This is a genomic window from Carnobacterium inhibens subsp. inhibens DSM 13024, assembly GCF_000746825.1.
Classification (GTDB): Bacteria; Bacillota; Bacilli; order Lactobacillales; family Carnobacteriaceae; genus Carnobacterium_B; species Carnobacterium_B inhibens.
On record NZ_JQIV01000006.1, the window covers coordinates 1,522,843 to 1,536,968 of the forward strand.

The following is a 14,126-nucleotide window of genomic DNA, read 5'->3' on the forward strand; positions in this document are numbered from 1 at the left end:
GCTTTTGGGGTCTTTGGCTTAATTATTTTAAATTACGGACAGCTTCTTCAACAGCTGTATTACCAGATAGAACTTCAAATTCTTGTTTGATCGTGTTGTCATTATGAAGTACCGAAATCAACGTTTTAGCTATATCTTGGCGTGGAACTTCATTAATGTCTTGTCCCATACCAACTTTTATTTGATTAGTACCAGGTTCATCAACTAGTATACCAGGATGCACAATCGTCCAATCTAGATCTGTACGATTTTTTAACCATTCATCCGCATAGTTTTTTGCGATGGTGTAAATTTGTAAATCCTGTTCTTGAGACATGGCTTCACGTCCAGTACGGAATGTGCTGACCATAACAAAACGTTTAACGCCAGCTTGTTCTGCAGCCGTCATTGCTTTAATGGCTCCATCTAAGTCAATCAAAATGGTTTTGTCCAAACCACTTCCACCAGCTCCAGCACTGAAGATAACTGCATCGACATTTTTCATAGCGTCTGCCAATTCATCTACTGAATTTTTAACAAGATCTAAGAGAACCGTTTCAATTCCTCGTTCTTCGAAGAAACTAACTTGTTCAGCCTTACGGATCATTGCGATTTCTTCAATAGCAGAATCCTCTTTTGTAAAATCTGCAAAATGACGAGCTACTTTCCCATTGGCACCTACAACTAGTACTTTCATTTAAAAACTCCTTTCAATAAATAATTCAGCTTACATTTAGTATAACGCATATCACTTACTTTTTGTTGTATTGTGAACTAAACACAGGCATGACCTGATCGTCACCATAAGTTTCGATAAGCGGCAACTCATTTAACGTATTAATATCCTCTTCAGAGATTGTAAAGTCGATATCGGCATTCGATTTCATATGATCCTTACTAGTCGTTTTAGGTAAAGCAACTGTGCCTAATTGTAAGACATAGCGAATACTTAATTGAGCAGGTGAAGCCTTATACTTTTCAGCCATCTCTTTAACAACTGGATGATCAAGAATAGCTCCGTGAGCAATTGGTGAGTAAGCTTCGACAATGATGTCTTGGCTTTGACAATACTTAATGACGTCGGTTGGAACATTCGTAATGTGTGCAAGAACTTGGTTTACCATTGGTTTGACTTTTCCGTTATTGATCAAGTTTTCCAAGTCTGCTTGCTCAAAATTAGACACACCGATTGCGCGTAATTTGCCTGCTTCATACGCTTCTTCTAAAGCACGCCATGCTTCCAAATTCCCTTCGAAGTAATGGTTGCCATCACGGAAATTTGCCCAAGGCTGCGGACTATGAATAATCATTAAGTCGATATAATCCACATTTAAAAGTTCAAGTGATTTCTCAATTGCTTTAACCGCTTCCTCATAATTTTTGATATCGCCTTCGAGTTTCGTAGTGACAAAAATATCTTCACGGTTAACACCTGACTCTTTAAGACCATGACCTACACCTTCTTCATTTAGGTAAGCTTCAGCTGTGTCAATATGACGGTAACCTGAATCAAGGGCATCTTTTACAACTTGAACAACTGCTTCATTATCTATCATCCAAGTTCCTAAACCTAATTTAGGAATTTCAACTCCATTTGCTAATGTATACGTTTCGTTTACTACCATTTTCAGTTCCTTCTTTCTATCTCTTTTTATTTTTCAACAGATTAATGAAAGACGATTTCTTTAGTGATTTTCGCAGGTGTACCCGCAACAATCACATTGTCTGGTACATCTTTAGTGACTGTAGCATCTGCTGCAACAATAACATTTTTACCAATTGTTACGCCAGGCAGAACGGTTACGTTTGCTCCGATCCAAGCATTCTTTTTGATTCGAATCGAATCCACGATGATTCCTCTTCTTTTTGCTGGATCCACTAAATGGTTCACTGTGAGCAAACGCGCGCCAGGTCCAATCAAGACATCATCTTCAAGATAAATACCGCCTAAATCAACAAATGTGACGTTTTGATTGATAAAAATATTTTTCCCAAATGAAATGTGTTTTCCAAAGTCTGTGTAAAAAGGCAACGATACAGTAACCGAAGAATCAATCGATTCCCCCGTAATTTTTTCAAGAGAAGTTCGAACCTCTGCGGTAGTATGGTAACCGGTATTCAATTCCATGACTAACCTTTCGTTTCCTGCCTTCTGCTCATGTATTTCTTCAAAATAAGAGGATCCTTTCACTATTTCTTTCCTAATAATTCGGCTTAATAAGTCTTTCATAGCTCTTCACCACCTATATCGTTATTTCTTGTTAAACCTATAATACTAAGATAAACTGAATCTGACTAATACTTATATAGCATACGCAGCTATGCTTTTTAACTATACATAGGAGGGATACATATTGGATTTTCGTGTATTAAATTATTTTTTGACGGTGGCTCAAGAAAAAACAATTAGTAAAGCAGCAGAATCCTTACATCTGTCTCAACCGACCTTATCTAAGCAACTAAAAGAACTAGAAGAAGAATTAGGCGTTCAATTGTTTACTCGCGGAAACCGCGAAATCACCTTAACTGAAGATGGGCACTATTTGGTGAACCGTGGTAAAGAGATCCTTTCATTAGTCGATACCACAATGACAAACTTATCGAGTAACGAAACGATCAGTGGGGAAATCGTCATTGGCGGTGGCGAAACCAAAGCCATGCAATTTATAGCTGAAAGTGTACGTGTCTTAACTGAAGAATATCCTGATGTAAAGATCCATTTATATAGTGGAAATGCAGACGATGTTTCTGAGAAATTGGACAAGGGGATCTTGGATTTTGGGATCGTCATCGATCCAGTAGAAAAGAAAAAATACGATTACTTAAGACTGCCTAGAACTGATCAATGGGGCATTTTATTCCACAAAGACCATCCTTATGCAAAAAAGAAAGCTATCTTACCTGAAGATCTAAAGTCTCTTTCGCTCTTTGTTTCAAGCCAATCTTTAGTTGATGATCAAATCGGTGAATGGCTAGGGAAAAATCTCGACAGTCAACAAATCATCGGCACCTATAACCTTTTGTATAATGCCTCGATCATGATAAAAGAAGGTATAGGTTGCGCACTATGTATTGATGGGATCATAAACACTCAAGGAACAGATTTAACATTTGTTCCACTAAAACCCAATTTAGAGGCTAGCTTAAATATAATATGGAAAAAGAATGCTATTCTTTCAAAAGCAGCAGCTGTATTCATAAAAACGATTCAAACTTCTATCCGTTTGTAGCAGCCTTCCAATATACTATCGTCATTCTATTACCCATTCCTAATTAGAAAGGATCTACTCAAAAATGGAAATCGAAAATGCGCTTACTATTACGAACAGACAAGACTTAAGAAATTGGCTTGCGGTACACTCATCTACAGAAAGCTTTTGTTGGGTAGTTATCAATAAGACTGAAACCTCAGAAGTTGTTCAGTATCTAGACATCGTTGAAGAAGCTTTATGTTTTGGTTGGATCGATGGCATCAAGAAAAAAATCTCCGAGAAGGAATCTGCTCAACGGATTTCTCCAAGAAGGAAAAAAAGCAACTGGACAGAATTAAATAAAGAGCGTGTAAGAAGATTAGAAAAACTGGGTTTAATGACAGAAGCAGGCTTGAAAGTTCTTCCGGATATGCGTCCTGAATCATTTATCATCGATCAAGTGATTGAAACTCGTTTAAAAGAAGATGACCAAGTTTATCAGAATTTTCTTAGCTTCCCTGAACTCTACAGAAGAATCAGAATCGACAACATTCAAGGCTATAAAAATGATCCAGAACTTTTTAATAGACGATTGGATAAATTTATTGAAAGTACCAGAGCAAATAAACTTTATGGACAGTGGCATGACAATGGTCGGCTGCTCAATTATTGATAAAATAAAAAAACGCAGACAATAAAATCATCTGCGTTTTTTAGATGATTGCCATTTTTATGTTTAACGAACAGATAAACAGTGTTAACTTGGTTTGGATAATATACGTACTCGTTTAACAGAAGGAATATCCTGAATTTTTTTTGCAACAGGTTCTATTCGGTCAAAACTTTCTTCTAAATCAATCAGCATATAGTCGTATCCATCTTTTCCATTACTGGTCATGTTTCCAATTTTAAGGTTTTCTTGGTCCAAATAGTTCATGATTTTGGACCATGCTTTTCTAGTTTTTTGATAAAAAATGGTAAGACGGTATGGGGACTGAAACACAAGACGAGTAGCTGGAAAGTTGACGGATTCTCTAACCGTTCCAAATAATAAAAAATTACGCAATGCTCTTACAGCGAGTCGGTCTCCACCCTTTAGAGCTTCCTGAGTAGTTCCACCAATATGGGGAAGCATTAAAATATTCGGGTGTCCAAGGTATTCTTCTTGAGGGAAATCAGTAATGTAACCGGCTATGATTTCATCCTGCAGGACTTTCAATATTCCTGTACTGTTCACGATCGGATCACGTCCAAAATTGAGCAAATAGGCTCCTTTTTTCATTTGACCCAATTTTTCTTCCGTTAGTAAATCTCTGGTTTCATTAGTCAACGGCAGAACAACGACGACAAAATCTGAAAGATGAAGCAATTCATCTAAATCGACTTGATTTACATAATCAATATCATGTTCCCGTCTAGCGTAGCCCAATACTTCCATTCCTAAATCATAACAGCTTCTAGCAATTTGGGTGCCGATAGCCCCCATTCCTAGTAAGCCAATTGTTTTTCCTTGAAGTTCTTGCCCAACGTAGTCTGAGCGTTTGGATTCTGCTTGTCCAAGTATATCCGGACCTTTAAGTGTGCGAACCATTTCCGCTGCTGTCGCAACAGGACGTACCGTTAAAAAGAGGCAAGCCAAAACCAATTCTTTAACTGCATTTGCATTGACCCCTGGCGTGTTCAAAACAGCTGTTCCATTTTCAGTAGCAGCTTCTAGATTGATTGTATTGACACCGACACCTGATCGAGAAATAACCAATAGTTCTTCTGTGATCGCTTCATCAGGAACGTTGGAACTTCGAACTAAGATTCCTTCATTCTCTTTCTCTTGGCTAATTTCAAAGTTTGGTTGCTGCAATCTAGCGATAAGTCCATCAGGAATTGAATCAATCAGTCGTAACTTATACATATAGCTCTGCCCCGTTTCTTCTACTGTCTCGTTCTCGTAGTCATGCAATGAATCATATTTTGAATTGTTGCTTTTTATTTTATCATTCGATACACTAAAAGAAAAGATGGAGAGGTTTGAGGCTATGCATATTGAACCAACAAAACTATACCCAGATCGTCCTGTCATTGGAAAAGACAGTCAAATCAAAGACACCCTCTTTGGTGAATATAACGAAATTGGCAAACAAAATGCGGTTGATCACTCAGAATTCGGCAGCTATACGTATACTGGAGATTATTGCTTCATCCAAAATTCAAAATTAGGCCGTTTTAACAGTATTGCCGATATGGTTCGAATTGGTCCCACAAATCATCCTTATGAACGTCCTTCTCAACATATATTTGCCTACAATGGTAGCGGCTATGGTTTCCCTGAAAATGATACAGATTTCTTGGGAAAAAGACGGGAGAACTATACAACTATTGGTAATGATGTCTGGATCGGCCATGGCGTGATCATTCAGTCTGGTGTTACTGTGGGAGATGGAGTGGTCATTGGAAGCGGCGCTGTCGTGACTAAAGATATACCACCCTATACTATTGTTGGGGGAGTACCGGCAAAACACATAAAAGATCGTTTTCCAGAAGCTATCAAAGAAAAACTTGCTCAAATTGCATGGTGGAATTGGACCCGTCAAGAATTAGAAGACCGTTATGAAGATTTAAAAATGCCCATTGAACTATTTGTTGAAAAATGGTCAAAAGAATAAAGATACCCTTTTAATTAGTTGATACAAAATAAGTTAATGTCTTATTTAAGATGAAGAAGATCACTCAAACCTATTTTTATAAAAAAAAGCGTGAGCCAGCTGCTCACGCTTTTTAAATTTACTGAAATTTTTGACTCCTCCTATTTTATACATAGTATTCGACAAGGAGTTTTTTTTATTGCTATTTGTTAAAATGCTTCTTTTAATGGTTGGCAAACTTCGCACTTGCGTTGATTTTTATTTTTAAATTTTGTAAAGGATTTCTCGAATGTATTGCCGCATGCACATTCAAATTGTAGTTTTTGAGAAAAACCACGGTATTCTGTTGTTAGCAACTTGCTATCCGAATTTTTTTCAACAAATTCCTTGATTGAATCGATTGTCCATTGTTTATTCATTTTCTTACACCTCCATAGTTTATTGATAGGCGGAGGCTTTCTTTGCATCCGTTCTAAGTAAACCTTAAGCTATTCATTATAACACGAATAGATACAATTAAATAGATAGAAGGTATCTCTTTAAGTTAGCTCGAAGCACATCCAACTGCAGAAAGATTCTGTCAGGTAATCATCAATCTGACTGAAACCTCAGAAGTTGCTAAATATTTAAGTCTCGTTGCGGAAAAATCTTGTTATAGTTAGATCAGAGAAAATCTATATATATAATTGTATCAACTTCTCTAAACTTTCTTTCATAATATGTTTAATTGATAAAATGCGAAAAGCGTCCTGTAACAGAATTTGCAGCAGAATAATAATGATTAATAAGAAATTTGCGAATTTGAATCTTTTTTGTTTACTTACTAAATATAAGTGTTATACTCAACTTGTACTTCAAAAAAGACATTATAGGGGGAAAATAAACATGGCAAACATTACAATTTTTGGTAAAGGAAATATGGGTTCAGCAATTGGCGGTAACTTCGAAACAGCAGGAAACGTTGTGTCTTACATCGGTAGCGGTGAATCATCAGATCAATTAGGCGATATCGTAGTATTGGCTGTTCCTTATTCAGCACTTTCTTCTATCGTGGAAGAAAATTCAGAAAAATTAGCTGGAAAAGTTGTTATTGATATTACAAACCCGCTTGATTTTGCTACATTTGATTCTTTGGTTGTTCCTTCTGACAGTTCAGCAGCAGCTGAAGTTCAAAAAGCACTTCCAAACTCTAAAGTATTGAAAGCTTTCAACACAACATTTGCTGGAACTTTGACAAGCAAAACTATTGGTGATTCACATCCAACAACTGTTTTAGTTGCAGGTGACGACACAGATGCTAAGAATCAAGTTTTCGATGCTTTAGATGGCAGTGGTTTAGCGACTCTTGATGCTGGTTCTTTGAAGAGAGCACGCGAATTGGAAGCTTTAGGATTCCTACAATTGACTCTAGCTGGTTCTGAAAAAATTAGCTGGAATGGTGGATTTGGACTTTTCAATTAATTATAAATAATTGAAAAGTGCTCCATTTACGTTCCTTAAATATACTAGTAAAAATTAAATAGTTAGTATTAAATAAGATCTTGAAAACTCTATTAAAGAGTGCTCAAGGTCTTATTTGAAGGTTATCCTGACTTAGATTGTTTGTATTATTGAGTATATTTTATAGTTTAAAAACAGCTAACTGACAAGTATAAATCCGGTAGTAAACCAGACTCCTAATTGTCAATTAGCTGTTAAAGAGAACTATTTAAATGCTAACAATTCTTTACAATAATTGAAGTATCAACAAAAATAGTGTTAACTTATTATTTGATTTTTGTAAAAAGAGAATCCTTATACTTGTAACGTACCCTTTAGTTCCGCAGCTTTAGTAGCAATTAAATCCATTAACTCAGGAGACAAGGTATCGTAAGTCGGTAGTCCCAGATTATTTAATTCTTTACGAACATCCGCCATTTTAGAAGCTGGTGTACCTGTTTCGATTACAGATGAAACAAAGGCTGCGAATTTTGGTGCAGACCATCCTTTTTCTTCTGATAATTCTGTATGAATAAAGTCTAATCCGTAAAATGCATGATTTTTATTTTCTATACGACCATACATATGTGCACCACAATCTCTACAATAATGTCTTTGGATTGCCGCTGTTTCATCAACTACTTCTAACTTATCTTCATTGTTAATGACTTCAACTGTTTCACGAGAAACTACAGCTACTAAAGAAAACCTAGCGTCTTCTGGTTTCCAACACTGAGAACAGCCACATGCGTGGTTGTGTAGCGTTTGTGAGCTTACTTTGACCTCTACTTTATTCGATTCACAAAGACACGTTAATGTGCCCCCACCGAATCCTTCTACTTCAGGGTAATCTTGGATTCCGTTATCTAATCTTGGGTGTAATTTAATGTTTGTCATATACTTCACTCCTTGGATTTATTGTTTTTGATTCAGCGATATGAAACTCTAACTGTTCTTTTATAAATGATGAAATCATCTAATAGTTCTAAACATGTCCACTTGATATCCAAACAATCAAAAGATGATTCTTTTATTTCACGACTGCAGTTAGCTTAATCGTCTCCAATTCCTTTTTTTAGAATGGATTTGCATCGCTGATTGTTTTTCTAAAAAATTATTTGCGAAAAAAACAATTCTTAATAAGACAGGATAGTGCGGATTGATTCACCTTTGTGTAATAAGTCGAATGCTTCATTGATATCTTTAAATTCTAAGTTGTGAGTAATAAATGAATCTAAATCAATTTCACCATTCATGAAATCCAGAACCATTCCTGGTAATTCAGTTCTTCCTTTTACTCCACCAAATGCTGATCCGCGCCATACGCGTCCGGTAACTAATTGGAATGGACGTGTTTGAATTTCTTTTCCAGCACCTGCTACACCAAGGATAATACTTTCACCCCATCCTTTATGGCAAGATTCAAGTGCAGATCTCATTACATCAACGTTACCAATACATTCAAAGCTATAATCTACACCACCATTTGTCATTTCTACAATAACTTCTTGGATTGGGCGATCATATTCTTTTGAATTAACAAAATCAGTTGCACCCATTTTTTTAGCTAATTCCCATTTGCTAGGATTAATATCAATTGCAATGATGCGTTTGGCGTTTGCTTTCTTTAATCCTTGAATAGCGGCTAAACCAATTGCACCAAGACCGAATACAGCTGCTACAGCGCCTTCTTCAACTTTTGCAGTGTTTTTAACTGCTCCCAGACCTGTAGTAACTCCACAACCAAGTAAAGCAATTTTGTCCAAAGGAGCATTTTCGTCAACTTTTACTAAGTTGATATCATTTACAACTGTGTACTCACTAAAAGTGCTGGTTCCCATATAATGATAAATTGGCTCTCCTTTATATGAAAAACGAGTTGTTCCATCAGGCATTAACCCTTTACCTTGCGTCTCACGGACTGCACTACATAAGTTTGTTTTGCCAGAAAGACAAAATTCACACTTTCCACATTCTGCTGTATAAAGTGGTATAACATGATCTCCTGGTTTTACGGAAGTGACATTTTTACCTATAGATTCAACCACACCTCCACCTTCATGACCTAAGACAGCTGGAAAAACTCCTTCTGGATCATCTCCAGACAACGTAAATGCATCCGTATGACAAACAGATGTATACAATATTTTAACTAATACCTCATTTTCTTTTGGTTCTTCTACATCGATCTCAACAATTTTAAGTGGTTCATTTGGACCAAATGCTACTGCTGCTCTACTCTTCATATTTTTCCTTCTTTCTTAGATGTCGATCATTTTTAACAAATTCAGTGTAATACATAATGTAATAAAAGTTAATACTGATATATTTGTCACTATAGATTTAATTAAGTAGTTTAGTTGACGGAGCAACAAAGCGAACTAGCTTATATCCACATATCTAATGTGACATAGAAAGAAGATAATCTCGATTCATTAGCGAGATCATCTTCTTTCTGTTTTATAGATTATAGATTAAAGTTTAACTTTAGCAAGGTTGATATCGTAACGCCCGCCTACTTTTTGTAATTCTTTTAACGCTTTTTTCAGTAGCGTTGCTGCTTCGACTTTCTGACTGATGCCCTTATCGATTTCGACAGTATAAGCTTTTTTTTCAATTTCATATTTCAGTGCATCAATGGTATTCACGTCTTTGTCAAAGTCATTATACAACACACCATATTGGAGATACTGATGTGTATCACTTCCCGCTAAAACCGGCTTATTGTACTTAGCAGCTATGGCTTCAATATTTTTTCTATTACTCAATCCCATCAATCCTGTATCTTTTCCATTCAAGTCAAAGAAGTCATAACAGTCGATCAAATCATCCGATAATGCTAGATTGTTGCATCCACTTCGGTAAACATGCGCAGCTCCAAAAAGCACATTGTATTCTTTGATGATAGAAAACAAGTCTTCTGCGGGTAGAAATGCTTCATCTGGTTCTGGTAAAACGCGACGACGGATCTCCAAAATATCTTCAAATCGTCCGATAACTAAATTATGGCCACCTTCTTGAATATCTACTTCTAATCCAGGAAATACACGTACACCTTCTACTAAATAAGTGTCTCCATCTTTTGGGTAGTGCTCTGTAATGTAGCCATAAATTTTTTCGAATTCCTGAGTGTTGAAATGCTCCGTCAGACAGAGTGCATCCAAACCTCTTGCTTTTGCCTCTTTAAATAACTGTACAGTATATTCTTCTGAGAATGGTAAGTTTTTAGCTAATTTACCATGCGTGTGAAAATCTATTTTCAAAATAAGTTCCTCCGTTTAAACTAATTTAGGTGCGATGAGCGCTGCCGTAACAACTAAAGCAAAATAAAAAACTGAACTTGCTAAAAATGTAAGATCTTTTGAAGTGAATTTTAATGTTTTCAATTTCATTTTTTTCACCCTTGGATCTGTCATTGAATTACGATAGCCTTTTATTTCTAGTGCTTCTACTGTTGTTCGACTTCGTTTAGCCATATTCAACATCAAGGGATAGAATGAACGCATGATGATTTTTAATTGATAAATAATGAAACGGATCTTACCTATAAAGCCATTTGAATCGGGTTGTACACCTCTCAATCTATAAGAAAGATTGACACTCTGGAATTCTTCCATAATGATCGGTAAGATTCGGTAACCATAAGAAATACTGAATGCGAACTGATCAGGCAAACCAATTGATAGAAGTCCGTTAGATAATTTATCAGGATCCATCCCAGCAAATGTCGTAATCGAAGCTAGTGAGACGACACCGATTTTCAATGTCAACTGGAGCACAGGAATCAATGCAGACCAATCACCGCCGAATAATAAGATGAATAGAAACAAAAAACCTGTTTCTGACAAAAGGCCGATACAAAAGACGAATAAGATCAACGGTACTGTTCGTGCTAACTTAGTCGTAATGGCTACAAAAATAAACAAACCAGCTAATACCCAATAATTCGTAAGGAACCAAGGAATAATCCCAAAGAGCACATACCAAATGAATAATGTACGAGGATCTAGTGAAGCAACAAAAGTTTCATCATTCCCGTAAGCATTTTTCAACACCTGATTTTTCAAGGTCGTGATCGTAAATTTATCTAAGAAATTTTCATTCACTTTCATCATGACAAGACCCCTTCTTTCTTCTGTAACTGATCAACAAATTGATCAACTGTATAGATAGAAGCATCCGAATTCATCGATTTTGCCAATTTAAAGATTTCTGGCGGATCGATTCCAGCTAACTGAAGTAATGTTTCATCATGAAAAATCTCTTCTCTTGTACCGTTTCCAATAACTTTCCCTTCATGAAGAACAACAATTCGATTCGCCCACTCTGCTACCAACTGCATATCGTGTGTGGCAATAATAGTCGTTTCCAAGCTATCTTTTAAATCATCAAGCGTTTTCGTAATACTTTTTCTCGTTGCAATATCCAGATTGGCTGTTGGTTCATCCAGTAGCATGATTTGCGGATTCAACGCTACCCCGATTGCTAGAGAAGCTCTGCGCATCTGTCCTCCACTAAGTAGCCGTCCATCTCTTTCAGCTAGCTCTACTAAATCAAACTGGCGTAACAGAGCCTCTGTTCGTTCTTTGTGCCCTTTTATATTTCTTGCTTTCATTGAAAAAGCAATATCGCGTTTAATGCTGTCATCGATAAACATATTTTCAGGATTCTGATAAACATAACTGATTGTATCTGAGATCTGCTCCGGTTTTAACCGGATAATGTCTTTACCATCCAACTCTATTTCTCCGCTGTCTGGTTTGATTAGTCCTGTCAGTAACTTAAGCAGCGTTGATTTACCTGCACCGTTATTTCCAATCAGTGCTACTCTCTCTCCCTTGTTGATTGTAAGATTCAATGAATCAAAGATAGGTTTTTTATCTCCTTTGATCATATCGTAGCTGAGCGAAACGTCTTTTAAATAAATCATGACATCATCCTGTTTTGAACGAACACTAGGCATGGTTTTTTCAACAGTCTGTAGTGCATACTCTTTGAAATACTCTTTCCCTTGATCGTGATTGATTGGCAAGGTTACCGCATTCCTTCCAGAAAGCTGAGCTAACTGATGCGCTGCTTGAGTAATTTGTGGCGGGAAAATCGAGCCTTCCATCAATTCTTCTACTCTAACGAGTGCTTCATTTACAGGTAATTTCCACTGGATCCGATTGTCTTTCATAAAAATAACCGAATCGCAATATTTACCAATAAAGTCTGTATGGTGTTCGATCACAACAATCGTTTTGCCTAATTCTTTATTAAATCGCTTCAGTACATCATACGTTTTGAGTGCATGATAAGGATCCAGTTGCGCTATCGGTTCATCCAAAATCAAGATATCTGGTCTTAAAGCTGTCATTCCTGCTAACGCCAGTAAATGCTTCTGACCACCAGATAGCTGCCAGATATACTCATCTGATTGTTCTTCTAACCCCGTTAATTCTAAGGATTCCATCCCACGTTCAACATAGTCTTCCAAACCATTGTTCAGACATGAAAAGGCAGCATCATCCAACACTTTTGGACGAATCAACTGGTTTTCAAAATCCTGATAGACATAGCCAATCGTATGTGCCAAGTCTGAAACGGTTGAATCCACAGTTTCCACTCCATTTATTTTAAGGGATCCGCTCACATCGCCATCGATAAAATGTGGAATCACTCCATTCAACAATTTGCATAGAGTTGATTTACCCGTTCCATTGTTTCCAACGATAGCTACGAACTCTCCATCTTCAATCGTTAAATTGATCTCTTCCAGTTGATAGTTTTCCTGACTTGGATAATTAAAGTAGAGATTTTTGATCTCAATCAAATTACTCACCTACACCAATCGTTTTATTTTTTCTGATAACAAGTATAATGCCTACGATCAAAACTAACGTAATGACAATGCCTGCAAAGACTGCTTCAGGACTTTCAGCCCAGCTTGCTTCCCAGTCAATAAAGTTGATTCCCGTTTCTGCCATAAATTCAGTTGTGACGGCGATTAGGAAGAAACCGATTGCCATCAAGATGATTTTGACATTTAATACTGCTCCAAATGAGGGTCTATTTTCAGGTGTTCTTGGACGCATACCCAATAAAGGTTCAATTTTTTTATATAGTCTTGGGACTAAGAATAACGTTGGGAGCACACAGAATAAGATTCCAGAGAATAGCAAATCATTTAAAATTGCAAATCCTTCAGTGAAAAATACTGATTCAGGTAACCCTTGAACAGCTTCAAAGTCTTCAATCGCAAACACCACTTTTGAAATGTCGACTAATCCCCCTAAAAATTGGTGAATGAAGATGCCCGTAAACGAAGCGATGGCAACTTGGACTTTATTAAGAGGATCATTGACCATCATTCCAGCGATATAGATGCCTAAAGAGAAAAGAACAAATTTTTCAACTTCTCCGACACCACCAAATTGGCCTAACATAATTTCACTAAAAATCACTTCTCCAGTAGCTGCACCTAATGCAGCTGATAGTGGATCAAATAAAATTGCTAACGTTAAGGGAATAAAAGCAAAATACTCAACTGATAATTCAACGATACCCAACTGAACAGATGGAATCAATTCTGTGAACAATGTAGCCAGACCGTATAAAGACATAGATAAGACAAAAACCATCATCTTTTGTGCTTGCGTAAGTTCCGTTCGTTTTCCTTTTAAATGCAAAGTAATTCCTCCAATAGTTTATGTTTTATTTAGTACATGGTTATCTTACCGAACGAATGTAAATTACCTGCAAATTTAAAGTAAAAATGTAGTATTTTTTTCATTAAAATAAGCAAAAGAAAATTAATTTTCATTAACGAACTCATTAAACCAGAAAGATTATGCTA

The 14,126-nt window shown here is 36.5% G+C and carries 15 protein-coding genes; 4 read left to right on the forward strand and 11 right to left on the reverse strand.

All coding sequences use genetic code 11. The features are described from left to right. Positions 1–22: 22 nt before the first annotated feature. Genes BR65_RS08415 through BR65_RS08425 form a run of 3 tightly spaced genes read right to left on the reverse strand, consistent with a single transcriptional unit; the run spans position 23 to position 2,209 of the window. A complete protein-coding gene (locus BR65_RS08415) occupies positions 23–676 on the reverse strand; it encodes an SDR family oxidoreductase (protein ID WP_034537835.1) in 654 nt (217 codons plus the stop codon). A 55-nt stretch (positions 677–731) separates the two neighbouring features. Further along, positions 732–1,604, reverse strand: coding sequence for an aldo/keto reductase (locus tag BR65_RS08420; protein ID WP_034537837.1), 873 nt, complete (start codon positions 1,602–1,604; stop codon positions 732–734). 41 nt (positions 1,605–1,645) lie between these two features. Next, on the reverse strand, positions 1,646–2,209 hold the full coding sequence (locus BR65_RS08425; RefSeq protein ID WP_034537838.1) for a DapH/DapD/GlmU-related protein: 564 nt from the start codon (positions 2,207–2,209) through the stop codon (positions 1,646–1,648). Between the two features lie 124 nt (positions 2,210–2,333). On the opposite strand from BR65_RS08425, the gene BR65_RS08430 reads away from it, so the two are divergent. Continuing rightward, the gene (locus BR65_RS08430) at positions 2,334–3,209 is read left to right on the forward strand and encodes a LysR family transcriptional regulator (protein WP_034537840.1); all 876 of its coding nucleotides are present in this window, start codon (positions 2,334–2,336) and stop codon (positions 3,207–3,209) included. Between the two features lie 64 nt (positions 3,210–3,273). Then, positions 3,274–3,843, forward strand: a complete 570-nt coding sequence (locus BR65_RS08435; protein ID WP_034537842.1) for a YdeI/OmpD-associated family protein — start codon at positions 3,274–3,276, stop codon at positions 3,841–3,843. An 84-nt stretch (positions 3,844–3,927) separates the two neighbouring features. Here the strand turns inward: BR65_RS08435 and BR65_RS08440 are convergent, their stop codons facing one another. After that, positions 3,928–5,079 (reverse strand): NAD(P)-dependent oxidoreductase, encoded by a 1,152-nt coding sequence (locus tag BR65_RS08440; RefSeq protein WP_034537844.1) that lies wholly within the window; start codon positions 5,077–5,079, stop codon positions 3,928–3,930. A 124-nt stretch (positions 5,080–5,203) separates the two neighbouring features. Between BR65_RS08440 and BR65_RS08445 the strand changes: the two genes are divergently transcribed. Continuing rightward, positions 5,204–5,830, forward strand: coding sequence for a DapH/DapD/GlmU-related protein (locus tag BR65_RS08445; protein ID WP_034537846.1), 627 nt, complete (start codon positions 5,204–5,206; stop codon positions 5,828–5,830). 188 nt (positions 5,831–6,018) lie between these two features. Here BR65_RS08445 and BR65_RS08450 read toward each other — a convergent pair whose 3' ends face one another. Beyond that, positions 6,019–6,228 (reverse strand): hypothetical protein, encoded by a 210-nt coding sequence (locus BR65_RS08450; protein WP_034537848.1) that lies wholly within the window; start codon positions 6,226–6,228, stop codon positions 6,019–6,021. A 466-nt stretch (positions 6,229–6,694) separates the two neighbouring features. Here BR65_RS08450 and BR65_RS08455 point away from each other — a divergent pair, with 466 nt between their 5' ends. Next, on the forward strand, positions 6,695–7,270 hold the full coding sequence (locus BR65_RS08455; RefSeq protein WP_023179458.1) for an NADPH-dependent F420 reductase: 576 nt from the start codon (positions 6,695–6,697) through the stop codon (positions 7,268–7,270). Positions 7,271–7,603: 333 nt separating this feature from the next. Here BR65_RS08455 and gfa read toward each other — a convergent pair whose 3' ends face one another. The 6 genes from gfa to BR65_RS08485 form a co-directional block, all read right to left on the reverse strand. Continuing rightward, on the reverse strand, positions 7,604–8,185 hold the full coding sequence (gfa, locus tag BR65_RS08460; protein WP_023179460.1) for an S-(hydroxymethyl)glutathione synthase: 582 nt from the start codon (positions 8,183–8,185) through the stop codon (positions 7,604–7,606). Between the two features lie 239 nt (positions 8,186–8,424). Next, positions 8,425–9,534, reverse strand: a complete 1,110-nt coding sequence (locus BR65_RS08465; RefSeq protein ID WP_023179462.1) for an S-(hydroxymethyl)glutathione dehydrogenase/class III alcohol dehydrogenase — start codon at positions 9,532–9,534, stop codon at positions 8,425–8,427. 228 nt (positions 9,535–9,762) lie between these two features. Continuing rightward, entirely contained in the window at positions 9,763–10,551 is a 789-nt protein-coding gene (locus tag BR65_RS08470; RefSeq protein WP_034537851.1) for a PHP domain-containing protein, read from the reverse strand. A gap of 15 nt (positions 10,552–10,566) precedes the next feature. Further along, positions 10,567–11,403 carry an energy-coupling factor transporter transmembrane component T family protein gene (locus tag BR65_RS08475; RefSeq protein ID WP_211251487.1) on the reverse strand — a complete coding sequence of 279 codons (837 nt, stop codon included), beginning with the start codon at positions 11,401–11,403 and terminating at the stop codon, positions 10,567–10,569. After that, entirely contained in the window at positions 11,400–13,103 is a 1,704-nt protein-coding gene (locus BR65_RS08480; RefSeq protein ID WP_034537854.1) for an ABC transporter ATP-binding protein, read from the reverse strand. The genes BR65_RS08475 and BR65_RS08480 overlap by 4 nt, the downstream gene beginning before the upstream one ends. 1 nt (position 13,104) lies before the next feature. Next, the gene (locus tag BR65_RS08485; RefSeq protein ID WP_023179468.1) at positions 13,105–13,959 is read right to left on the reverse strand and encodes a DUF8171 family membrane protein; all 855 of its coding nucleotides are present in this window, start codon (positions 13,957–13,959) and stop codon (positions 13,105–13,107) included. Between the last annotated feature and the right edge of the window lie 167 nt (positions 13,960–14,126).

Excerpts from the sequence above, each read along its gene's own strand:
- BR65_RS08420 (WP_034537837.1), bottom strand. The coding sequence starts at position 1,604 with ATGGTAGTAAACGAAACGTATACATTAGCAAATGGAGTTGAAATTCCT.
- BR65_RS08465 (WP_023179462.1), bottom strand. The coding sequence starts at position 9,534 with ATGAAGAGTAGAGCAGCAGTAGCATTTGGTCCAAATGAACCACTTAAA.
- BR65_RS08415 (WP_034537835.1), bottom strand. The coding sequence starts at position 676 with ATGAAAGTACTAGTTGTAGGTGCCAATGGGAAAGTAGCTCGTCATTTT.
- BR65_RS08445 (WP_034537846.1), top strand. The coding sequence starts at position 5,204 with ATGCATATTGAACCAACAAAACTATACCCAGATCGTCCTGTCATTGGA.
- BR65_RS08455 (WP_023179458.1), top strand. The coding sequence starts at position 6,695 with ATGGCAAACATTACAATTTTTGGTAAAGGAAATATGGGTTCAGCAATT.
- BR65_RS08450 (WP_034537848.1), bottom strand. The coding sequence starts at position 6,228 with ATGAATAAACAATGGACAATCGATTCAATCAAGGAATTTGTTGAAAAA.
- BR65_RS08435 (WP_034537842.1), top strand. The coding sequence starts at position 3,274 with ATGGAAATCGAAAATGCGCTTACTATTACGAACAGACAAGACTTAAGA.
- BR65_RS08425 (WP_034537838.1), bottom strand. The coding sequence starts at position 2,209 with ATGAAAGACTTATTAAGCCGAATTATTAGGAAAGAAATAGTGAAAGGA.
- BR65_RS08475 (WP_211251487.1), bottom strand. The coding sequence starts at position 11,403 with ATGATGAAAGTGAATGAAAATTTCTTAGATAAATTTACGATCACGACC.
- gfa (WP_023179460.1), bottom strand. The coding sequence starts at position 8,185 with ATGACAAACATTAAATTACACCCAAGATTAGATAACGGAATCCAAGAT.
- BR65_RS08440 (WP_034537844.1), bottom strand. The coding sequence starts at position 5,079 with ATGTATAAGTTACGACTGATTGATTCAATTCCTGATGGACTTATCGCT.